The following is a 21,099-nucleotide window of genomic DNA, read 5'->3' as shown; positions in this document are numbered from 1 at the left end:
CGAAGTCACTGGCACCTTCATCAAACGCCCACACTTATCGACTGTTAATTTTTAAAGAACTTGTTCGGTAGTGCATCTTGCTGTCAGCGACAAATCGTTTTGTTTGTCAGCAGCAGAGAAGTGAGAGTATGAAGCAATTTCCGTTCCTCGTCAACTTCCTTTTTGCTACACCGCAGTACTTTGCGGTTCCTTGCTCCTACTTCAACTACTTGATTTCGTTGTCGTTTTCGCGAGGAGGCGAACTATAGCAAACAGCTCAGCAATTGCGCAAGAGCCTGCCGCGAACTATTTACAACAGCCAGTCGATCGGCAGAATCGACAGCACGCTCACCCCGGCGCGCTTCCATACCGTAGTCCCTGGCTCCTGGTCATGACGGCGTATCTTGCCATCCGTCTGCTCCAGCCAATACAGCTTGCCGTCACCATCCAGTCTCACTTCATAGGCGGTCCCAGGAATGCTCTCGTCCAGGGTTTGCCCCAGGCGCTGCGCCAAGGCCGCACTGTCGATGACAAAGCCCATCTCCGTATTCAGGTCGATCGAACGCCGGTCCATATTGAAGGAGCCGACAAAGACGCTGCGGCCATCGACGGCGAAGGTCTTGGCATGCAGGCTCGAGGCCGAGCTGCCGAAGCGTCCGCGTCCGCTGTCCGGCAATTCCGGGCCCCAGCGGCGCCGCAGTTCATACAGCGACACGCCGGCGCGCAGCAATTCATGGCGCCATTTGGCGTAGCCGGCATGCACTGCCGCGACGTCGGTCGCTTCCAGCGAGTTGGTCAGCACCCGCACCTTGGCGCCGCGCCCGGCGATATCGACCAGCCCCTGCGCTGCCCGCTTGCTCGGCACGAAATAGGGCGACACCAGGTCGACCTGCCGCTTCGGCTCGCCCAGCAGCTTGGCAAGGTCGACCACCATGCGCGCATCCTGCGGCGCCTGGCCCAGCACCTTGGCCGGATCGTCGCTCACCAGTTCGGTCCTGCTCCACTCCAGCGGCAGGCGGCGCTCGGTGATCTGCTCGACAAAAGGAGAGCTGCGCATCGCTTCCAGGTAGCGCTGCGCTTCGGGCCGGGCACGCAGCTGTTCCGCGCGCGCAGCCAGCGCTGCGGCAGGCTCGGCCCCTGCCGCATCGACCAGTGCGCTGACTGGATACGCCGAGGCGCTGTTCCAGTAGCGGTCGAAATCCTGCGACACCTCCTGCACCACCGGGCCGACGGCCATCACGTCGAGATCGACGAACAGCATGTCGCCCGCAACGCCGAAGTATTCGTCGCCGACATTGCGCCCGCCGACGATCGTCGCCTGGTTATCGGCCGTGAAGGATTTGTTGTGCATGCGCCGGTTCAGGCGGCTGAAGTCGGTCAGGTAGCCGAGACTGCGCCAGCTGCGCGCGCCAAAGGGATTGAACAGGCGTACCTCGACGTTCGGCTCGCGGTCGAGCGCGGCCAGCACCGGGTCGAGGCCGGCGGTATTGTTATCGTCGAGCAGGAGGCGGACCCGCACGCCACGCGCAGCGGCGCTACGCAATGCATCGAGCATCAGCGTGCCGGTGAGGTCGTCGCGCCATATATAGTACTGGACGTCGAGACTGCGCTCGGCGCCGCGCGCCAGCAGGACGCGGGCGGCAAAGGCGTCGCGTCCGTCCGACAAGGCGTGGATGCCGGAACGGCCGGGATGTGCGGCGGCCAGCGGCGCGATCGCCTGGCCCAGCCGCGTATTCGCGGTATCGAGCAGCGCCACGCTGGCCGTGCGCTGCCCCAGCGGCGGCAGCGAGGTGCAGCCGTAGGTCGTCGCCGCAGCGACCACCAGGATGCCGGCCCCGATCCGCAGCGCCACTGCGCGCACCTTTACATCCCTTCGAAATTCGCCTTGCGTTTCGCCAGGAAGGCGGACATGCCCTCCTTCTGCGCCGGCGTGCCGAAGGCGGCGTGGAAGAAGCGGCGCTCGTAGCGCACGCCTTCGGTCAGCGTGGTCTCGAAGGCGCGGTTGACCGAATCCTTGATCGCCATCGCGACCGACACCGGCATCTCGGCGATGGTCTGGGCCACGGCCAGCGCCTCTTCCATCAGCCTGTCCGCTGGGAAGATGCGCGATACCAGGCCGGTGCGCTCGGCTTCGGCGGCGTCGATCATGCGCGAGGTTAGCAGCATGTCCATCGCTTTCGATTTGCCGATCGTGCGCGGCAGCCGCTGGGTACCGCCCGCGCCCGGGGTGACGCCGACCTTGATTTCAGGCTGGCCGAACCTGGCGCTGTCGGCGGCGATCAGGAAGTCGCACATCATCGCCAGTTCGCAGCCGCCGCCCAGGGCGTAACCGGCCACCACGCCGACCACCGGTTTGCGCACGTTCAGGATGTGTTCCCAGTTGCGGCCGATGTAGTTGCCCGGATAGGTGTCGGCATAGGTGTAATTCGCCATGGCCGCGATGTCGGCGCCCGCCGCGAAGACTTTTTCGCTGCCGGTCAGGACGATGACGTTCACGCCGGGGTCGGCATCGAACTTGTACAGGGCGTCGCCCAGTTCGTTCATCATGTTGTCGTTCAGCGCATTCATCGCCTTGGGGCGGTTCAGGCGAATCACGGCGACTTTACCGTGGCGTTCGATCAGCAGGTCAGCGTATTCCATGGGGCACCTCTAATAATGGGGATTGATGTGCCCGAGATTGTAGCGTCTCCACGGCTGGGAAAGGCAGGTATCATTGCGATTCAAGCAAGCCGCATACGAGTCCGCCATCACTACCCTCCGCCAGACCCTCGGCCGATTCAGCAAAGACGGCCTGCTGCGCAGCAGCGACTTCCGCCGCCTCTGGCTGAGCAGCGCGCTTACCCAGTTCGGCTCCCAGATCACCCTGCTCGCGCTGCCGATCTGCGCGGTGCTGATGCTGCATGCCACGCCGGCGCAAATGGGCACGCTGGCCGCGCTTGAGTCCCTGCCCTTCCTGCTGTTCGGTTTGCCCTCGGGTGTGCTGCTCGACCGCTGCCGACGCCTGCCGATCATGATGTGCAGCGACGCGATGGTGGCGATCGCGCTGGCGAGCGTACCGCTGGCCTGGTGGCTGGACGCGCTGACCATCCACTGGCTGTATGCGGTCGGCTTCGTGCTCGGTACCGGCCTGGTGGTCGGCGGCAGTGCCGAGCAGGTCTTTCTCACCTTCGTCGTCGGACGCGAGCGCCTCGTCGACGCCCAGGCCAAACTGGCCGGCACCGAATCGGCCGCGCGCCTGCTGGGACCGGGCATGGCCGGCGCCATGGTGCAGCTGCTCGGTGCGCCGGTGGCGATCCTGTGCAATGTCGCCGGCTTTGTCGTCTCGCTGGCGAACCTGCGCCGCATCCGCGCGCGCGAACCGCAGCCGGCGCCATCGAATGCGCACCCACTGCACGACATCCGCGAAGGCCTGGCCTTTGTCTGGCAACAGCGCGTGCTGCGCACCCTGGCCTGGACGTCGGGCGCCTGGCACTTCCTGTTCTATGGTTACCTGGCGCTGCACGTGCTGTTCGCCACCCGCGTATTGAACCTGGCGCCCGGTGTAATGGGGACGGCGCAGATGCTGGGCGGCGCCGGCATCCTGGCTGGCTCGATCCTGGTCAAGCCGCTGTCGACACGCTACGGCACCGGGCGCGCGATCCTCGTCGGCCTGTGCGTGTCGGCGCTGGGCTTTGCGTTGATGCCGGCGATTCCCGCCTCGCTGCTCGGCAGCACGCTGGCGACCGCGATTGCCTACGGCGGCGTCGTGTTCCTGCTCGATTGCGGCGCCACCCTGTTCTTCGTGCCGTACATCGCCCTGCGCCAGCGCGTCACGCCCGACGCGGTGCTGGGCCGGATGGTGGCGACGATGCGTTCGCTGACGGTGGCCAGCGCGCCGCTCGGGGCGCTGGCGGCGGGGGCGCTGGCCGAGCGCTTCAGTGTGCGGATCGGGCTGGTGTGCATTGCCGCGGGTGCGCTTGTGCTGGCGGTGACGGCCGTGGTGGGCACCCGGCTACGCCATGTCAACGATTGACCGCCTTATCTAGGCAACAGCACCCACACATTCCCCCGCTGCTTCATCCTGCCCGCGTACTCGGCCGCATTCCCGCCGAAGCCAAAGAAAAAGTCGGCCCGCACCGCGCCGCGGATGGCGCCGCCGGTGTCCTGCGCCATCATCAGGCGCTGGATCGGTGCGCTGGTGGTCGGGTGCGTCGTCGACAGGAACAGCGGCGCGCCCAGCGGCACCTGGGTCGGATCGACCGCCACCGAACGTTCGGGGGTCAGCGGTACGCCCAGCGCCCCCTTCGGCCCGATGTTCGGATCCGGCAGGCGCTCTTCGCGGAAGAAGATATAGCTCGGATTGACGTTCAGGAGTTCCTGGCGCCGCTGGGGATTGGCCGCAATCCAGGCCTTGATACTCTGCGCCGAGACGCCATCGGCCGGCAGCTGCCCCTGCTCCACCAGCCAGCGCCCGATCACTTTATAAGGATGGCCGTTCTGGTCGGCGAAAGCAATGCGCACCGTTTCGCCGCTCTCGTCGATCCGTACCCGGCCCGAGCCCTGCACCTCCAGGAAAAAGGCTTCCACCGGATCGTCGACCCAGACCAGCTCCTTGCCGCTCAGGGGCGCACGTTCGATTTCGGCGCGGGTACTGTACGGCACCACGGTCTTGCCGACCAGGCGGCCGCGCAGGCGCATGTTCTTCAAGGTCGGGTAGGCGGCGGCCAGGTCGACGGTAATCAGATCGTCCGGCACCCGGTACAGCGGCGTCTGGAAGGCGCCGCCGCGTTTGCGCGCGCCGCGCAGCATCGGCTCGTAGTATCCGGTGATCAGGCCGGTATCCGCGCCGTCGGGCATGCGCATCTGCTGCGGCACGAAATAAGTTTCGAAATGGCGGCGGATGGCGCCGCTGTCGCCGGCATCGACCGTGGCCGTGGCGGCGCAGGGCGCGCTCCACTGCGGCTTTTTCGCCAGTACGCGGCAGGAAGCGAGATAGGCCGGCCAGGCCTGGCGCAGGTCGTCCTGCTGCCAGCCGGGCAGCGTGTCGAACGAGACCGGTGTCAAGGGTGGGACAGAAGCGGCTACCGGCGGCGGTTGCGGCGCGTCCGCCGGGATGCCGACCGGGCCGACCGGCGGCGGCATCACAATGTCGGGCCGCTGCGATGGCGCGGGCTGCGGCCTGGCCGGTGGCGCCGGCGGCGGCGTGCCGCAGGCGGCCAACAGCAGGGCCACGACAGAAAGCGAAGCGGGTACACTGCGGCGTATCGTTTGCATAAGGACTGTCTATGTGGATCTTGATGTTGGAAGCGGGCGTGGCGCTGTTCCTGCTCGTGTTTATCGTCTGGTGGACGATGTTCCATGGCCGGCCGGAACAGCGCAAGCGGCCACTGCGCGAAGAAAAGGAATCCGAGCCGCCGCGCGAACCGTGATCAGTGCAGCATGCTCGGCACCGTCAGCACGAACTCGGGAATCTTGACCTCGAAGCGGTGGCCATCCTCGGCCACGCAGAAATACTCGCCGTGCATCGAACCCTGCGGCGTGGCCAGCGGCGTGCCGCTCGAGTATTCGAACTGTTCGCCCGGTTTCAGCAGCGGCTGGTGCCCGACCACGCCCAGGCCCGCCACTTCCTGCGTGCGGTTGTTGGCATCGGTGATGATCCAGTGGCGCGAAATCAGCTGGGCCGGGACTTCGCCGCTATTGACGATCGTGATCGTATAGGAAAACAGGTATTCGTCCTGGTCCGGCTTGCTCTGCTCAGCCAGGTATTTGGTGCGGACGGTGACGGTAAAATCGTAGGCAGCCATCGGCTTCCCTCTTTCTTATTGGTGGAGACGCATGTGCGTGATAAGGCATGATACCGCGCCACGCAAAATCGAGCCGCCAGCACAGGCCGCGCGCCCCAAACGCGGCCCGGCGTAAAATAGCGGCTTCACCCAACCGCACCGTCCGCAGTGTCCACCGCAGCGTCTACAACTATGACCACCTACCGCATCGCTCCCAGCATCCTGTCCGCCGATTTCGCCCGCCTGGGCGAAGAAGTCCGCAACGTCGTCGAGGCAGGCGCCGACATCATCCACTTCGACGTGATGGACAACCATTACGTGCCGAACCTGACCATCGGCCCGCTGGTGTGCCAGGCCATCCGTCCGCACGTGCAGGTGCCGATCGACGTCCACCTGATGGTGAAACCGGTCGACCGCATCATTCCCGACTTCGCCAAGGCCGGCGCCAACATCATCACCTTCCACCCGGAAGCGTCCGAACACATCGACCGCACGCTGCAGCTGATCCGCGACCACGGCTGCAAGGCTGGCCTGGTGTTCAACCCGGGCACGCCGATGCACTACCTCGAGCACGTGATGGACAAGATCGACATGATCCTGATTATGTCGGTCAATCCCGGCTTCGGCGGCCAGTCCTTCATTCCCGAGGCACTCAAAAAGATCGCGATCGCACGCCGCCTGATCGACGAATCGGGCCGCGACATCATGCTGGAAGTCGATGGCGGCATCAAGGCCGAGAACATCGCCGCCGCCGCCGCTGCCGGCGCCGACACCTTCGTGGCCGGCTCGGCCATCTTCGGCAAGCCCGACTACAAGGCGGTAATCGACGCCATGCGCGCCGAACTGGCCACGGTCGGGAAGTAATGCGTCCCGCTTTTGGTAGCACATCGGCAGCCATCCGGGCTGCCATCATTGACCTCGACGGCACCATGCTCGACACCGTGCCCGACTTTGAACTGGCCCTGAACGGCATGCGCGCCGAATTTGGATTGGCCCCGATTACCCAGGAGATCATCGCGCCGATGGTCGGCAAGGGTTCGGAAAAGCTGATCCGCGACGTGCTGGCGCTCGACTACGACGCGGCGCGCATCGACGCCGTTTTCGACGAGGCGATGGCGAGTTACCAGCGCCATTACCTCGCCATCAATGGCGAACGCAGCGTATTGTACGAAGGCGTGATCGAGGGGCTGACGGCATTCAGGGAAATGGGCCTGCGCCTGGCCTGCGTGACCAACAAGCCGATCGCCTTTGCCACGCCGCTGCTGGCGCAGAAGGGACTCGCACACTACTTCGAGCTGGTGTATGGCGGCGACTCGCTGCCGAGGAAGAAGCCCGATCCGCTGCCGCTGCTGCAGGTGTGTGCCGACTTCGACCTGGCGCCGCCGCAGGTGGTGGCCATCGGCGACTCCTCGAACGATGCCGAAGCGGCGCGCGCGGCGCGTTGCTTCGTGCTCACGGTGCCATATGGTTATAACCACGGAAGGCCTGTGCAAAGCATCGATTCCGATGGTATAGTGAATTCGCTACTCGATGCCGCCGAGCTCGTTCGTGCGCACAACAGCAACGCGCAACTGTACTGATTAACTGCGTTCAAACTAACTCATCTATACATGTTCTTCACTCAAAAACACATCGCCGATCACACCCGCGCCCCCGAGGCCTGGCTGTGGCGACGCTGGCAATCCTGGGCCAACTAGACCCGCTTGATTGCTGCCGGCTGCACGCGCACCGGCAGGTTTTTTGAACCACCGCCGCCCATCTCCCTCCAACGTTGGCGGCCCGGAGAAGAACATGACCGAACTCGAATTCAAATCGCTGGCCAACCAGGGCTACAACCGTATTCCGCTGATCGCCGAAGCCTTCGCCGACCTGGAAACACCGCTGACCCTGTACCTGAAGCTGGCGCAATCGCAGGACACCGGCAAGAACACGTTCCTGCTGGAATCGGTCGTCGGCGGTGAGCGCTTCGGGCGCTATTCCTTCATCGGCCTGCCGGCCAAGACCCTGCTGCGCAGCAGCGGCAACCTGACTGAAATCGTCACCAATGGTGTCGTCGTCGAAACCCACGAAGGCAATCCGCTCGACTTCATCGAAACCTACCAGGCGCGCTTCAAGGTCGCGCTGCGTCCGGGCATGCCGCGTTTCTGCGGCGGCCTGGCCGGCTACTTCGGCTACGACACGGTGCGCCACATCGAGCGCAAGCTGGCGAACAAGGCGCCGAAGGACACGCTCGGCCTGCCCGACATCCAGCTGATGGTGACCGAAGAACTGGCCGTCATCGACAACCTGTCGGGCAAGCTGTACCTGATCGTGTATGCCGACACCAGCAAGCCGGAAGCGTTTTCGGCAGCGCGCCAGCGGCTGAAGGACCTGCGTGTGATGCTGCGCCGTAGCGTCGATGCGCCGGTGACGACGGCTTCGGTGCGCACGGACGCGGTGCGCGAATTCAGCAAGGAAGCGTATCTAGAAGCGGTTGCCAAGGCCCACGAATACGTGATGGCCGGCGACCTGATGCAGGTTCAAATTGGCCAGCGCATCCGCAAGCCCTACGTCGATTCGCCGCTCTCGCTGTACCGCTCGCTGCGTTCGCTGAACCCGAGCCCGTACATGTATTACTACAATTTCGGCGACATGCAGATCGTCGGCGCCTCGCCCGAGATTTTGGTGCGCAACGAGACTTCTCCTGCCGGCGAACGCAAGGTCACGCTGCGCCCGATCGCCGGCACCCGTCCGCGCGGCGCCACGCCGGAACGCGACGCCGAACTGGCGGCCGAGCTGCTGGCCGATCCAAAAGAGATCGCCGAGCACGTGATGCTGATCGACCTGGCGCGCAATGACATCGGCCGCATCGCCGACACCGGCACCGTCAAAGTCACGGACCGCATGGTCATCGAAAAATACTCGCACGTGCAGCACATCGTCTCGAACGTCGAAGGCGCGCTGAAGGAAGGCATGTCGAACCTGGACGTGCTGCGCGCGACTTTCCCGGCTGGCACCCTGACCGGCGCGCCGAAGGTACGGGCGATGGAAGTCATCGATGAGCTGGAACTGACCAAGCGCGGCATCTACGGCGGCGCCTGCGGCTACCTCTCTTTTGGCGGCGAGATGGACGTGGCGATCGCGATTCGCACCGGCGTGATCAAGGACGGCAACCTGTACGTGCAGGCCGCGGCCGGCATCGTCGCCGACTCGATCCCCGAAATGGAATGGCAGGAAACCGAAGCCAAGGCGCGCGCCGTGCTGCGTGCGGCCGAGCAGGTGCAAGACGGACTGGATGGGGAGATTTGACATGCTGCTGATGATCGACAATTACGATTCATTCACCTACAACATCGTCCAGTATTTCGGCGAACTCGGTGAAGAGGTGCGCACGGTGCGCAACGACGAAATCTCACTGGGCGACATCGACCGGATGCACCCCGAGCGCATCTGCATTTCGCCTGGCCCGAAGGCCCCGGTCGACGCCGGCATCTCGGTCGACGTGCTCAAGGAATTCCAGGGCAAGCTGCCGATCCTCGGCGTCTGCCTCGGCCACCAGGCCATCGGCGAAGCGTTCGGCGGCAAGATCGTGCGCGCCAAGCAGGTCATGCACGGCAAGACCTCGCTGATCGCGCACACCGGCGAAGGCGTCTTCAAAGGCTTGCCCAGCCCTTTCACCGTGATTCGCTACCACTCGCTGGCGATCGAGCGCGCTTCGCTGCCGAGCTGCCTCGAAGTGACCGCCTGGACCGACGACGGCGAAATCATGGGCGTGCGCCACAAGGAGTTCGACATCCAGGGCGTGCAGTTCCACCCGGAGTCGATCCTCTCCGAACACGGCCACGCGCTGCTGAAGAATTTCCTCGAAGGCTGAGCCTCCGTTCGCTCCTCGATCACCAATACTGGAACGCCCATGAAGATCACCCCACAAGAGGCGCTGCTGCGCTGTATCGAACACCGCGAGATCTTCCACGACGAGATGCTGCACCTGTTCCGCCAGATCATGTCGGGCGAAATGTCGCCGACCATGGTGGCGGCGCTGACGGTGGGCCTGCGCGTGAAGAAGGAAACCATCGGCGAGATCACCGCCGCCGCGCAAGTCATGCGCGAATTCTCGACCAAGGTGCCGATGGCCGACACCACGCATTTGCTCGACATCGTCGGCACCGGCGGCGACGGCGCGAACACCTTCAATATTTCGAGCGCCTCGATGTTCGTGGCCGCCGCCGCCGGTGCGCGCGTGGCCAAGCATGGCGGGCGCAGCGTATCGTCCTCGTCCGGCAGCGCCGATTTGATCGAAGCGCTGGGCGCCCACATCGATTTAAAGCCCGAGCAGATCGCGCAATCGATCGCGCAGACCGGCATCGGCTTCATGTTCGCGCCGAACCACCATGCCGCCATGAAGCACGTGGCGCCGGTGCGGCGCGAGCTGGGCGTGCGCAGCATCTTCAATATCCTCGGGCCACTGACCAACCCGGCCGGCGCGCCGAACATCCTGATGGGCGTGTTCCACCCCGACCTGGTCGGCATCCAGGTGCGCGTACTGCAGCGCCTCGGCGCCCAGCACGCGATGGTGGTCTGGGGCCGCGACAACATGGACGAAGTCTCGCTCGGCGCCGGCACCTTGGTCGGCGAACTGGTGAACGGCGAGATCCGCGAATACGAAATCCATCCGGAAGACTTCGGCCTGCAGATGATCGCCAGCCGTAATTTGAAGGTCGCGAATACCGAGGAATCGAAGCTGCGCGTGATGGAAGCATTGCGCGGCGAAGCGGGTGCCGCCACCGACATCGTCGCGCTGAACGCCGGCACCGCCCTGTATGCGGCGGGCGTGGCATCGTCGATCGAGGATGGCCTGGCGCGCGCGCGCCTGAGCATCGCTTCCGGCGCGGCCATGGCCAAGCTCGAACAATTCGTGAACGTCACGCGCCAGCTGGGCGCCGGCGCATAAGGTAGCCATGTCCGACATCCTGAACAAGATTCTTGCCGTCAAAGCCGATGAAGTGGCGGCCGCGAAACGCCACCGCGACATCGCCAGCCTGCGCCGCGAAGTCGAAACCGACGCCACCCTGCGCGCCGACGTCCGCGGCTTCGAAGCGAGCCTGCGCAAACACATCGCCGCGGGCCGCGCCGGCGTGATCGCCGAAGTGAAAAAGGCGTCGCCGTCGAAAGGCGTGCTGCGCGCCGACTTCCGTCCAGCGGACATCGCCGAAAGCTATGCCGAGGGCGGTGCCGCCTGCTTGTCGGTACTGACCGACGTGAACTTTTTCCAGGGCAGCGTCGACTACCTGAAGCAAGCGCGTGCGGCCGTCGAGCTGCCGGTGATCCGCAAGGATTTTATTGTCGACATGTACCAGGTGTACGAAGCACGGGCAATGGGCGCCGATGCGATCCTGCTGATCGTCTCGGCGCTCGATCATGGGCTGATGGCGGAACTGGAAGCCTGTGCCCAGGAACTTGGCATGGATGTGCTGGTCGAAGTACATGACGGTGATGAGTTGACCGCGGCGCTCCGGTTGAAGACCCCGCTGGTCGGCATCAACAACCGCAACCTGCGCACCTTCGAGGTTTCGCTGGAGACGACCATCGGCCTGCTGCCACGCATCGGCAGCGAGCGGCTGGTCGTGACCGAGTCGGGAATCATGGTGCCGGACGACGTACGGCGCATGCGCGAAGCGAACGTGCACGCGTTCCTGGTGGGCGAGGCCTTCATGCGTGCGGCCAGCCCTGGCGACGAACTTCGACGATTATTCGACTGATAACATGATCACTTCCATCCGCACCCGGGCCGCTCTCCTCCTTCTACTGGCAGCCCTGGGCGGATGCAGCACGGTCCAGCCCGTCGCTTCCACGGCCAAGCGCCTCGTCGCCGCCCTCCTTCCCACTCCCAAGACTGTCGCACCGGTGGCGCCGCCATCGCGCACGCTCGATGCCTACAAGGCCGAAGTCGCGCAGCACGTCATGCGCGCCAACAGCGGCCAGACCTTCAGCGGGCGCCTGCCGCCGATGCTGCCGGCGATCGTGGTCGTCAACATTACGGTCGGCGAAGATGGAGAATTGCAGGATGTCGCCGTGCAGCGCTCGCGCGATCCGGATGCGTCCGAGGTGGCGCTGGCGTCGATGCGGCGCAGCGGGCGGCTGCCGCCGCCGGTCAACCTGCTGGCGACGAACACGCGGGCGCTGACGTTTTCGGAGACCTTCTTGTTCGATCACCAGTATCGGTTTCAGTTGCGGTCGTTGGCCGGGCCGCAGTGACGGGTTTTCGATCGGCGCGGCAAATGCCAACCGTCGGGTGTGCCGGGACACGAAACGCGGGCATGCCCGCCCTACGGTGCACAACCGTCAACGTTTATATCACGCGGCGGTGACGTAACGTAGGGCGGGCATGCCCGCCTTCATACCGTGAATCACCCGCACCGCCGCGCGCAGCGCGTCCACGTCGGTTTTTTCCGCCGCATTACATTCAACACCGCCATTACGGTGCACAACCAGATTTATCCCGCCGTGGTGACGTAACGTAGGGCGGGCATGCCCGCCTTCATACATTGATTAAATCAACCGCGGCGCCCTACCGCCCCATCACATTCAACACCGCCAGACTCATCGCCTGCGCCGCCGTCTTGATCGACGGTTCCGGCACCGGCGCATAAAACGGCGAATGATTGAACGCGATCGGCTTGCCGCCTTCGCGCGCCGCTTCTTCCACTACTTTCGGATCGTAGACTCCGGTGAAGAAGAACATCGACGGCACGCCCTGGTTCACGAACTGCGAAAAATCCTCGCTCGCGGTCATGGCCGGCATGCGCTGGGCGTTGGCCTCGCCGAAGGCATCCTTGAACACCGCCTCGGTCTTGGTCACCAGCGCTTCGCTGTTGACGATCGCGGCGCCGCCGCTGATCAGCTGCACGTCCGGCGCCGGTGCGTCCGCCATCGCCGCGGAGGCATTCGCCACCCGGCGCACGCCATCGAGCAGCTTGGCGCGCACGGCCGGGCTGTAGGAGCGGATGGTGCCGCGCACCTGCACGCTGTCGGGGATGATGTTGCCGACCGTGCCGCCCTGGATCGCGCCGATCGTCACCACGCCGAATTCCTTCGGGTCCTTTTCGCGCGAGACTACCGTCTGCACGTCGACCACGAAGCGCGCGGCGATCGTGATCGGGTCGAGCGATTTGTCGGGCGCCGAGCCGTGGCCGCCGCGCCCCTTGAAGACGATTTCGATGGCGTCGGAATTGGACGACACCGCGCCCGTGTTGTAGCCGACCGTGCCGTGCGCCAGCGGCCAGGAATGCAGGGCGAACGCGTAGTCCGGCTTCGGGAAACGCGTGAACAGGCCATCGTCCAGCATCGCCTTGGCGCCGGACACGATTTCCTCGGCGGGCTGGGCGATGAAGACCAGGGTACCCGTCCACTGCGTTTTTAACTCGACCAGCGTGCGTGCGGCGCCGAGCCAGCTCGCCATGTGGATGTCATGGCCGCAGCTGTGCGTGACAAAACTCTCGCGGCCGTCGCTGGTCGCTTTCGCGCGGCTGGCGTAGGGCAAGCCGGTCTTCTCCTCCATCGGCAAGCCATCGAGCTCGGTGCGCACCAGCACCGTCGGCCCGCCGCCATTTTTATAGACGGCGACCACGCCGGTCTTGCCGACCTTTTCCGTGACCTGGAAACCGAGCTTGCGCATCTCGCCCGCCAGCTTGCCCGCGGTGCGCACTTCCTGGAAAGCGATCTCCGGATGCGCGTGCAAGTCCTTGTAGACCGTATCGAGCCAGGGATACATGCCGTTCAGGCGCGTGACGACATCGTTTTTCACGGGCGCGGGAAGCTGGGCCAGTGCCGGCACGGCGGCAAGGGCGAGGATGGCGGCGGCAAGCTGTTTCAATGAAGACCTCTTCTGAAAACGGATAGATATCAGGCTGCGCTCGGACGCGGCAGCGCCGACGACTTCTTGCCCGCCACCGCCTGCGACAGCGTGACGCCCGGCACCCGATCCCCCTGCAGCGTGACGTCGAAGGCCATCAGCTCATCGCGGCGGAAGGCGTGCAGCGTCACCTTGTCGCCTACGCGGTAGCGCGCCAGCAGCGCCTCGACGTTCGAGGGGTTGCCGTTCACGCGCAAGCCGTCGATCGCGATCACGACGTCGAGCGCCGACAGGCCGGCCTGGTGCGCCGCGCCGCCTTCGTGCACTTGCGTCAGCTTGGCGCCGAGCGGGTCGCGGCCGATGCCGGCGTCGAGCGACGGCTTGCCGCTCTTGCGCTCGTCGACCAGCTTCACGCCGAACGGTGCAAACAGTTTCGCCAGCGGCAGGTCGTCGGTGCCGCGCACGAATCTGTCGAACAGGTTGCGCAATTTGAGGCCGCTGACCTCGTCGAACAGCGATTCCACCTCCGCTTCGGTGACGCCGCGGCCGACGCTCGGGTAAAAATCGCGCCCGTAGCGCTGCCACAAGGCGCGCATGACGTCGTCCAGCGTCTTCGCACCGCCGGTCTTCGCGCGGATGGTCAAATCAAACGCCAGCGCGATCAGCGAACCCTTGCTGTAGTAGCTGATGATCGCGTTCGGCGAGTTCTCGTCCTGGCGGTAGTACTTGCTCCAGGCGTCGAAACTCGAATCGGCCACGCTCTGCTTCAGGCGTCCGCTGCCGCGCAGCACGCTGCCGACCGTTTTACCGAGCAGTTTGAAATAGGTCGGCTCGCCGATGATCCCGGCGCGCACCAGCATCAGGTCGTCGTAATAGCTGGTAAAACCTTCGAAGAGCCACAACAGCGGCGTGTAGTTCTCGACTTGCAAATCATAGGGCGCGAACACGGCCGGCTTGATGCGCTTGACGTTCCAGGTGTGGAAGTATTCGTGGCTGCACAGTCCCAGGAATTTCAGGTAGCCCTCGTTCGGCTCGCCAGGCTGCGGCGTGGCGCTGCACGGCAGGTCGCCCCGGGCGCAGATCAGGGCCGTCGAGGCACGGTGTTCCAGGCCGCCGTAGCCGTCGCCGACCGCCATCGTCATGAACACGTAGCGCTCGACCGGCGCGCGCTTGGTCTCCGGCTCGAACAAGGTGATCTGGGCTTCGCAGATCGCCTTCAGGTCGGCCTGCAGGCGCGCCATGTCCAGGTTCGGCACGCGCCCGGTGACGACGATGTCGTGCGGGATGCCGTGCGCCTTGAAGCTGGCCAGCGCGAAGTCGCCCATCTCCACCGGGTGGTCGATCAACTCGTCGTAGTTGGCCGCCACATAGGTGCCGAAGCCATAGCGCTTGGCGCCCAGTTCCTTCATCGCGGTGGCGACGCGCCAGGTTTTCGCGAGCGCATCGCCCGGGCGCTGGATGTCGACCTCGTGCGCGCCCGCTTCCTGGCCGAGCACGCGCAGGAACACGCTGGTGCCGTTGAAGAAGCCGTGGGTCTGGTCGAGGTGGGCGGCGCGTACCGACAGGTCCCAGGCATAGACTTCGTAGTGCAGCGTCAGCGGCGCATCGACGGGCGCCGCGCGCCAGGAATGCTTGTCCAGCTTGGTGAGCGCGACGGTGGCGCCGTTCGACTCGGCGCGGATGCGCACGATATTGCGCGCGAACTCGCGGATCATGTAGCTGCCCGGGATCCAGGCCGGCAACGCGAACACCTGGCCCTCGGGCGCTGGCGCCGGCACGGTGACGGTCACGTTGAACAGATGGCCGGCCAGGTCTTTCGGGACGATGGTGTAGTGGATCGCGGGCTGCTTTTTCTGGGCTGTTTTTTTCATGATGGCGAAGTGAGTCGGGCGATTCTCGTAGTGTAACGGATTCGACCAGGCTGACTCCAGCCACGCAGGGTAGCCGGTCCTTGTGCGGCAGGACGTAGGGTGGTCGGCTCCACCCGACAATGCGCGCAGATGCGGCTTCGGCGCCGCCCACGCGTTCAACGCACGTGTGCATCGTCGCGAGGTTTCAGGGGCTGGTTGAACGCGTGGGCAGCGTCAGCGTCAACTATGATCAGCCACTAGGGTGGAGCCGCCCACCTTTCAGGTATGCCGCTACCGCGCGAGGCGGCCGAATCCACGTTGACATCAGTTCAACGCACGTGTGCATCGTCGCGAGGTTTCAGGAGCCGCTTGAACGCGTGGGCGGCGCCGACGTCAACCATGATCAGCCGCTCAGGTAGAGCCGCCTCGCGTGGCCCGCACCACCCTACGCCAGGTCTTCTGGCGTATCGATATCGCGCAGGATACCGGGATCATCCACCGCGACTTCCACCACCGGCGCCGACTTGAGCAGCGCACGCGCACCGTATTCGCCTTCCAGCGCCAGCAACGCCGGCAGGTGCACCGCGCCAAATGCGACCGGATTGCCACGCCGCCCCGCGAACACGGGCGCCGCGATGTCGGCACCGCCGGCCAGCGCGGCGAGCAGCGCGCGCAAGGTAGCGGGCGCCACATACGGCATGTCGCCCAGCGCCACCAGCCAGGCATCGGCCTGCGGCAGCGAATACGTGATGGCCTGCACCAGCGAGGCGGCCATGCCGCTGTCGGCCTGCGCGCACAGCGTGACCTCGCAGCCTAGCGCGGACAATGTATCGGCCACGCCGCCATCCTGCGGCGGCACGACGGCGATCACACGGGGAAGAACGGACAGGAGAATGCGTGCGCTGGCCACCACCACCGGCGCGCCGGACGCGAGCGGCTGCAGCAGCTTGTTGCGCGCGCCGAGCGGATCGAAGCGGCGTCCGCGGCCCGCCGCCAGCAGGATGCCGACCGCGTTCATGCGCGGGCGCTCAACGGAACCATGCTCAGCCAGACTATAAAAGCCGGCTTACTTGATCGAACCCAGCTTCGCTTCCAGTCCGGCCAGGTCGACCGCACCCGGGATGCGGGTGCCGTCGCTGAAGAAGATGGCCGGCGTGCCCTGGATTTTGAGCTTCTGGCCCAGTTCGACGATCTTCTGGTTCGGGGTCTCGCAGTTGGCGGGCGCCGTCGGCGGCACCTTACCGTTGATCATCCAGTCGTCCCAGGCCTTGACCCGGTCCGGCGCGCACCAGATGTTCTTCGACTTCGTGAACGAATCCTCGGACAGGATGTTGTACATGAAGGTGTAGATGGTGACGTTGTCGATTTCCTTGAGCGTGGTCTGGCGCAGGCGCTTGCAGTAGCCGCAGTTCGGGTCTTCGAAGACGGCGATCACGCGCTTGCCGTCGCCCTTCACCTGCTTCAGCGCGGACGCCAGCGGCAGGTCGGAGAACTTGATCTTGTTGAGGTCGTCGACGCGGGCCTTGGTGATGTTGCGCGAGGTTTTCGCCTCGTAGACCTGGCCGATGAACAGGTAATCGCCCTTCTTGTCCGCATACAGGATATCGCCGCCGATGCGCAGTTCGTACAGGCCGCCGTACGGGGTTTCGGTGATCGAATCGATCTTGGCGCCGCCCAGGCGCGGCTCGATGTTCTTGCGGATATTCGCTTCGACCGTATTCTCGGCCCCCACGCACGACGCCATCAGGCCGGTCGCCGCCAGCACGGCGATCTTGGTTTTCAACATCACTTATGATTCCCTAAAAAATTACTGACCGATGGCATGCGCCATCAGGCGACGCTTAATGAAAGGCAACTTATCGAGCAAGTTTAATCCCAAATTGCGGGCAACGCGCAAAGGTTCGAGGTTGGCGCCGAACAAGCGCTCGAGGCCGTCGGTGGCCAGTTGCATTAACAACACATCTTCCTTGCGTGCTCGTGCATAGCGCGCCAAAACCCGTTCGTCGCCGATGGCGCGGTGCTCTTCTCGCTCTGCCACCACGCGCAGCAGGTCATTGATATCGCCAAAGCCCAGGTTCATGCCGTGCCCGGCCAGCGGGTGCACGGCGTGGGCGGCATCGCCGATCAGGGCCACGTGCGGCGCGATGAGCGCATGCGGCCGCACCAGCGCCAGCGGCACCGCTTTCACCGCCTCTGGCTGCAGCGGACGCAGGGTGCCGAGCGCCTCATCGGCGTATTCGCACAGGCGCACGGCGAGCTCGCCCATCGATTCTTCCATCAGGGTCGCGGCCAGGGTTTCCGGCGCCGACCAGACCAGCGACACCCGGTTGCCCGGCAGCGGCAGCAGCGCGATGACGCCGTCGCTACAGGTGAACCACTGGTGGGCGACGCCGTGGTGCGGCTTTTCGCAGGAAAAATTGGTGACGATGGCCTTCTGATGGTACGAACGGTAATCGATTCCGATGTCGCACTGCCCGCGCACCCAGGAATCGCGGCCGTCGGCGCCGACCACCAGCTTCGCATCGATGCGGCGGCCGTCGTCCAGTTCGATGGCCGCACCTTCCGGCCCGCAGGTCAGGCGCTTGCCGCAACCTTTTACGATGTCAACCTTGTAGGCGAACTTCAGCGCCGCATCGAGTGCGCCATTCAGATTGCTGTCCTCGACGATCCAGGCCAGCGCCCCGGTGTGCGCCCCAAAGGCATCGAAGCCGAGGCTGCCGCCGTTCTTGCCGTCGCCATTGACCGCCATCGCATCGACCGGCGCCACCCTGCCCGCGTCGAGCGCATCCCACACCTTCAGCGACGACAACAGGTTGCGCGCCGTGTGGTTCAGCGCGTACACGCGCACGTCCCATTGACGTTCACCGCCCGTGACGGCAACCGGACTCTCGCCCTGGGTGGCGGGAACCAGCAGCGTGACGCTGTGCCCGGCCTGGGCGAAACCGAGCGCCGCCGTCTTGGCGATGGCGCCGTTGCCGACGATGCAGACGTCGCTGCGATGCAGTACGGAGGAGGAAGTTGGGGTCGTCATGCCAGGCATTATAGCGGCATGTACCAAGCACACTTCAGGCACACTTCAGGCGCCGCCAACGCAGCCCGCGAAGAAAGTTGCAGCCGGGACTTGCAGAGCCGCCGGCGGCTGGCTATAATCATGCCTCTCTTGGCCTGGTAGCTCAGTTGGTAGAGCAGAGGATTGAAAATCCTTGTGTCGGTGGTTCGATTCCGCCCCGGGCCACCAAGAATTCAGCAGTACAGAAAACGCCACCTTCGGGTGGCGTTTTTGTTTTCTGCATGCGGTTTTACTTTAACGGGTTATCTCTGGTTCGCTTCGACAGCAAGAAGAGCACACATACATCCGGTGATTTCTGGTGCGCCAGGAAAAACAGAGTCCGTGATACTTTAAAGTGAGCATGGTCTACCGGACATCAGACGCGCAGGCCATGGCAATCGTTTTTGCGTCGAACTCACTATTGCGGTGGCCAACGACACGTTTTGCGCTGCCTTTTTCCAGCTGATATTGGGCTACAGGTGCGTTCGGCTGCGGTTGCTGTACAACGATGCCAATCTTAATGTTCATTGGAGTGAGCATGTCAAAACAAGCAGATACCGGTGATGAGAACGCAGCCCAACGCCAGACGGTCGCGGAGTTCAAGCAGGCGGTGAATATGACGCCAGCCCAACTGGAGAAGTGGCTCGACACCGACGATTCCAAACGTGTCGGCCAGAAGCATGGCAATGCCGAATCGACCGGGCACCAGTCCGGACGCCGCATCGTCGAACTGTTGCACCGCCACGCTCAGGACTTGAGTGCGGCAGACATCGCGCACATGCGCAAGGTGGTCGGGTACATCCACCGACACCAGGCACAGGGGCCTACCAGGAGCGATCCGGCGTCGAGCGATTGGCGCTATTCACTGATGAACTGGGGCCACGATCCCGAGAAAAAGTGAGCTTCCTGTCGCAGCCTTGCGCTGGTTTTCGCACGCTTCAGCTGCAGCAAAGAATTGAAAATCCGTGTATCGGTGGTTCGATTCCGCCCCGGGCCACCAAGAATATCGTTCACGCAACGCCCACTCATGCAAGTGGGCGTTTTTGTTTGTGGATTCCGTAATCCTTATGTCTGGTCCATTTCCGGGCCTTCATCCATATGGAATTGTTGCTATACTATAATAATTCCTAAGGACGCAGTCGTTGTGCGCGCGGGCGGCACGACCAACCACTCGCATAGCAAACAAGGCGCCCTCCTTACACTGTCGTGGTGGACGGCTTGGTGGCGTAGGCCGTGCGTTCAATCGCTTGCTTGCGCAGGCGCCGCCGCCGCATCGTCCATCCGGCGGCGAGCAGCGGGGCGACCACAAGCGCGAGCAGGAAGGGCGGCTGGGTCAGCATGTCGCTGACCGGCTGCCAGTCAGCTTCGCGCAGTGCGGTGTAGCGTTCGCCCATCCAGTGCCAGGTCGTGTGTCCGATCAGCAAACAGATAATCGCGGTAATGGCGTGCTCCCTGTCAGGGCGCCAGCGGTACAACAGCACGATAAGCGGCATGGCAATGACCAGCACCAGCAGTTGGCCCAGTTCGATGCCGACGTTAAACGCCAGCAGCGATACCAGCAGGTGGGAGCCGGCAAACTGCAACTTCGACTGCAGCAGGAACGAGAAGCCGAAGCCATGCACCAGCCCGAACAGTCCGCTGAACAGCCAGCGCCGCTTGAGGTTCGGCGTAAGGACGTTTTCCACCACCATGTACAGGATCGACGCTGCGATCAGGAATTCGATCAACGGCGGGAACCATGTACCGATCGGTACCATCTGGTAGGCGGCGGCAATCAGGGTGACCGAATGGCCGACAGTGAAGGCGGTGATGACGCCGGCCAGTTTCCAGTCGAGCCTGCGGAAGGGCAGGATCAGGCACAGTAAAAACAGCAGGTGGTCGGCGCCGTCCAGAATGTGCTCGAAACCGGACTTGACAAAGGTCCACGCCGCCTGGTGCCAGTTCGGATCGAGCACGGTCATGCCCGCGCCGGCATGCAGGTCGTACGCGCGCACCGTGCCGTCGTCCGCAACGTAGCGCAGGTCGAACTTGAGCCGGTCCTTCAGCCCTGGCGCTACTTTGAAGTCAAGCGCGAAACTGGACTTGGCCGACTTGATAGGGTATTCGAGCCAGGCGTCGAAATAGCCCTGGTTCCAGAACACGTAACTGTCGACCGGAAGCCTGGGACCGGTCAGCAGGGCACGCGCGGCATCGAAACTGTCGAACGAACGGTCGTCCGGCATGGAAATGCGGGCAATGCCACGCGCCATGGTGAGCGTCCGGCCGTCCTCGGTCACTTCGAACCCTTTGCCGGCGGCGACGATGGCGCGCTGGAGGCCCGGCTCGACCTGCGCCAGGTCGATATAGCCCGGCCCCTTTTTCGGAAGGTCGATATTGAGCAATAGCGCGAGCGGCATGCGCACCAGAACATGCAAGCGGTTACCTTCGGCCTTGACGAAGGTGTGGGCCCGCATCTCGTCCGGGATGTCGTGGGCAAGTGCAGTGGAGCAGCAAAAAAGCAGGGCGCCGAGCGCCAATACCATGAAGGTCAACCGCTGCCACAGGTACATCGGCCCCGCCCAGGCGGCAAAAAAGGGCGCGCGAGGCGCCCTTTTTGCCCTGCAGCTAAGAGGCATGCAGGAATAGAAC

At 64.2% G+C, this 21,099-nt stretch carries 21 protein-coding genes and 1 tRNA gene; 11 read left to right on the top strand and 11 right to left on the bottom strand.

From position 1 onward, the window contains the following. Positions 1-289 precede the first annotated feature (289 nt). Together IFT60_RS08455 and IFT60_RS08450 are read right to left on the bottom strand one after the other, a co-directional pair. Entirely contained in the window at positions 290-1,831 is a 1,542-nt protein-coding gene (locus IFT60_RS08455; RefSeq protein WP_374000575.1) for a phospholipase D family protein, read from the bottom strand. 11 nt (positions 1,832-1,842) lie between these two features. Continuing rightward, positions 1,843-2,619: an enoyl-CoA hydratase gene (locus IFT60_RS08450; protein ID WP_192051509.1), complete on the bottom strand. Its 777-nt coding sequence runs from the start codon at positions 2,617-2,619 to the stop codon at positions 1,843-1,845. Between the two features lie 73 nt (positions 2,620-2,692). Between IFT60_RS08450 and IFT60_RS08445 the strand changes: the two genes are divergently transcribed. Next, a complete protein-coding gene (locus IFT60_RS08445; RefSeq protein ID WP_192051508.1) occupies positions 2,693-3,991 on the top strand; it encodes an MFS transporter in 1,299 nt (432 codons plus the stop codon). 5 nt (positions 3,992-3,996) lie between these two features. On the opposite strand, the gene mltA is transcribed toward IFT60_RS08445, so the two are convergent. Continuing rightward, positions 3,997-5,232, bottom strand: coding sequence for a murein transglycosylase A (gene mltA / locus IFT60_RS08440; RefSeq protein WP_192051507.1), 1,236 nt, complete (start codon positions 5,230-5,232; stop codon positions 3,997-3,999). Between the two features lie 11 nt (positions 5,233-5,243). Here mltA and IFT60_RS08435 point away from each other — a divergent pair, with 11 nt between their 5' ends. Then, a complete protein-coding gene (locus IFT60_RS08435; RefSeq protein ID WP_192051506.1) occupies positions 5,244-5,387 on the top strand; it encodes a hypothetical protein in 144 nt (47 codons plus the stop codon). Here the strand turns inward: IFT60_RS08435 and apaG are convergent, their stop codons facing one another. Continuing rightward, complete coding sequence (gene apaG / locus IFT60_RS08430) at positions 5,388-5,762, bottom strand: Co2+/Mg2+ efflux facilitator ApaG/CorD (RefSeq protein WP_192051505.1); 375 nt, start codon at positions 5,760-5,762, stop codon at positions 5,388-5,390. Positions 5,763-5,933: 171 nt separating this feature from the next. On the opposite strand from apaG, the gene rpe reads away from it, so the two are divergent. The 7 genes from rpe (at position 5,934) to IFT60_RS08395 (ending at position 11,975) form a co-directional block, all read left to right on the top strand. Beyond that, positions 5,934-6,605 (top strand): ribulose-phosphate 3-epimerase, encoded by a 672-nt coding sequence (gene rpe, locus IFT60_RS08425; RefSeq protein WP_192051504.1) that lies wholly within the window; start codon positions 5,934-5,936, stop codon positions 6,603-6,605. Continuing rightward, positions 6,605-7,321 (top strand): phosphoglycolate phosphatase, encoded by a 717-nt coding sequence (locus tag IFT60_RS08420; RefSeq protein WP_192051503.1) that lies wholly within the window; start codon positions 6,605-6,607, stop codon positions 7,319-7,321. Before rpe ends, IFT60_RS08420 begins: the two co-directional genes overlap by 1 nt. A gap of 211 nt (positions 7,322-7,532) precedes the next feature. Beyond that, the gene (trpE, locus tag IFT60_RS08415) at positions 7,533-9,029 is read left to right on the top strand and encodes an anthranilate synthase component I (protein WP_192051502.1); all 1,497 of its coding nucleotides are present in this window, start codon (positions 7,533-7,535) and stop codon (positions 9,027-9,029) included. 1 nt (position 9,030) lies between these two features. Next, complete coding sequence (locus tag IFT60_RS08410) at positions 9,031-9,594, top strand: anthranilate synthase component II (RefSeq protein WP_192051501.1); 564 nt, start codon at positions 9,031-9,033, stop codon at positions 9,592-9,594. Between the two features lie 39 nt (positions 9,595-9,633). Further along, complete coding sequence (gene trpD / locus IFT60_RS08405; RefSeq protein WP_192051500.1) at positions 9,634-10,671, top strand: anthranilate phosphoribosyltransferase; 1,038 nt, start codon at positions 9,634-9,636, stop codon at positions 10,669-10,671. A gap of 7 nt (positions 10,672-10,678) precedes the next feature. Beyond that, a complete protein-coding gene (trpC, locus tag IFT60_RS08400) occupies positions 10,679-11,479 on the top strand; it encodes an indole-3-glycerol phosphate synthase TrpC (protein WP_192051499.1) in 801 nt (266 codons plus the stop codon). Positions 11,480-11,483: 4 nt separating this feature from the next. Further along, positions 11,484-11,975 (top strand): energy transducer TonB, encoded by a 492-nt coding sequence (locus IFT60_RS08395; protein WP_192051498.1) that lies wholly within the window; start codon positions 11,484-11,486, stop codon positions 11,973-11,975. 313 nt (positions 11,976-12,288) lie between these two features. On the opposite strand, the gene IFT60_RS08390 is transcribed toward IFT60_RS08395, so the two are convergent. The 5 genes from IFT60_RS08390 to IFT60_RS08370 all read right to left on the bottom strand — a co-directional run bounded on the left by IFT60_RS08390 (position 12,289) and on the right by IFT60_RS08370 (position 18,453). After that, positions 12,289-13,593 carry an amidohydrolase gene (locus IFT60_RS08390; RefSeq protein ID WP_197986253.1) on the bottom strand — a complete coding sequence of 435 codons (1,305 nt, stop codon included), beginning with the start codon at positions 13,591-13,593 and terminating at the stop codon, positions 12,289-12,291. A gap of 29 nt (positions 13,594-13,622) precedes the next feature. After that, entirely contained in the window at positions 13,623-15,443 is a 1,821-nt protein-coding gene (locus tag IFT60_RS08385) for a M61 family metallopeptidase (RefSeq protein WP_192051497.1), read from the bottom strand. Positions 15,444-15,867: 424 nt separating this feature from the next. Then, positions 15,868-16,440 carry a nucleotidyltransferase family protein gene (locus IFT60_RS08380; RefSeq protein WP_192051496.1) on the bottom strand — a complete coding sequence of 191 codons (573 nt, stop codon included), beginning with the start codon at positions 16,438-16,440 and terminating at the stop codon, positions 15,868-15,870. Positions 16,441-16,488: 48 nt separating this feature from the next. Beyond that, positions 16,489-17,208 carry a DsbC family protein gene (locus IFT60_RS08375; RefSeq protein WP_192051520.1) on the bottom strand — a complete coding sequence of 240 codons (720 nt, stop codon included), beginning with the start codon at positions 17,206-17,208 and terminating at the stop codon, positions 16,489-16,491. A 21-nt stretch (positions 17,209-17,229) separates the two neighbouring features. Beyond that, positions 17,230-18,453: an FAD-dependent monooxygenase gene (locus IFT60_RS08370; RefSeq protein ID WP_192051495.1), complete on the bottom strand. Its 1,224-nt coding sequence runs from the start codon at positions 18,451-18,453 to the stop codon at positions 17,230-17,232. 131 nt (positions 18,454-18,584) lie between these two features. Here IFT60_RS08370 and IFT60_RS08365 point away from each other — a divergent pair. Then, a tRNA-Phe gene (locus IFT60_RS08365) sits at positions 18,585-18,660 on the top strand. A 177-nt stretch (positions 18,661-18,837) separates the two neighbouring features. Here the strand turns inward: IFT60_RS08365 and IFT60_RS08360 are convergent. Then, on the bottom strand, positions 18,838-18,999 hold the full coding sequence (locus tag IFT60_RS08360) for a hypothetical protein (protein ID WP_192051494.1): 162 nt from the start codon (positions 18,997-18,999) through the stop codon (positions 18,838-18,840). 10 nt (positions 19,000-19,009) lie between these two features. Here IFT60_RS08360 and IFT60_RS08355 point away from each other — a divergent pair, with 10 nt between their 5' ends. After that, positions 19,010-19,372 (top strand): DUF3140 domain-containing protein, encoded by a 363-nt coding sequence (locus IFT60_RS08355; protein ID WP_192051493.1) that lies wholly within the window; start codon positions 19,010-19,012, stop codon positions 19,370-19,372. 295 nt (positions 19,373-19,667) lie between these two features. Here the strand turns inward: IFT60_RS08355 and IFT60_RS08350 are convergent, their stop codons facing one another. Continuing rightward, positions 19,668-21,020: a HupE/UreJ family protein gene (locus tag IFT60_RS08350; protein WP_192051492.1), complete on the bottom strand. Its 1,353-nt coding sequence runs from the start codon at positions 21,018-21,020 to the stop codon at positions 19,668-19,670. Between the last annotated feature and the right edge of the window lie 79 nt (positions 21,021-21,099).

The sequence above is a fragment of the Massilia sp. CFBP 13721 genome (assembly GCF_014842025.1).
Taxonomy (GTDB): Bacteria; Pseudomonadota; Gammaproteobacteria; order Burkholderiales; family Burkholderiaceae_D; genus Telluria.
This window is presented reverse-complemented; position numbering and strand designations above follow the sequence as displayed.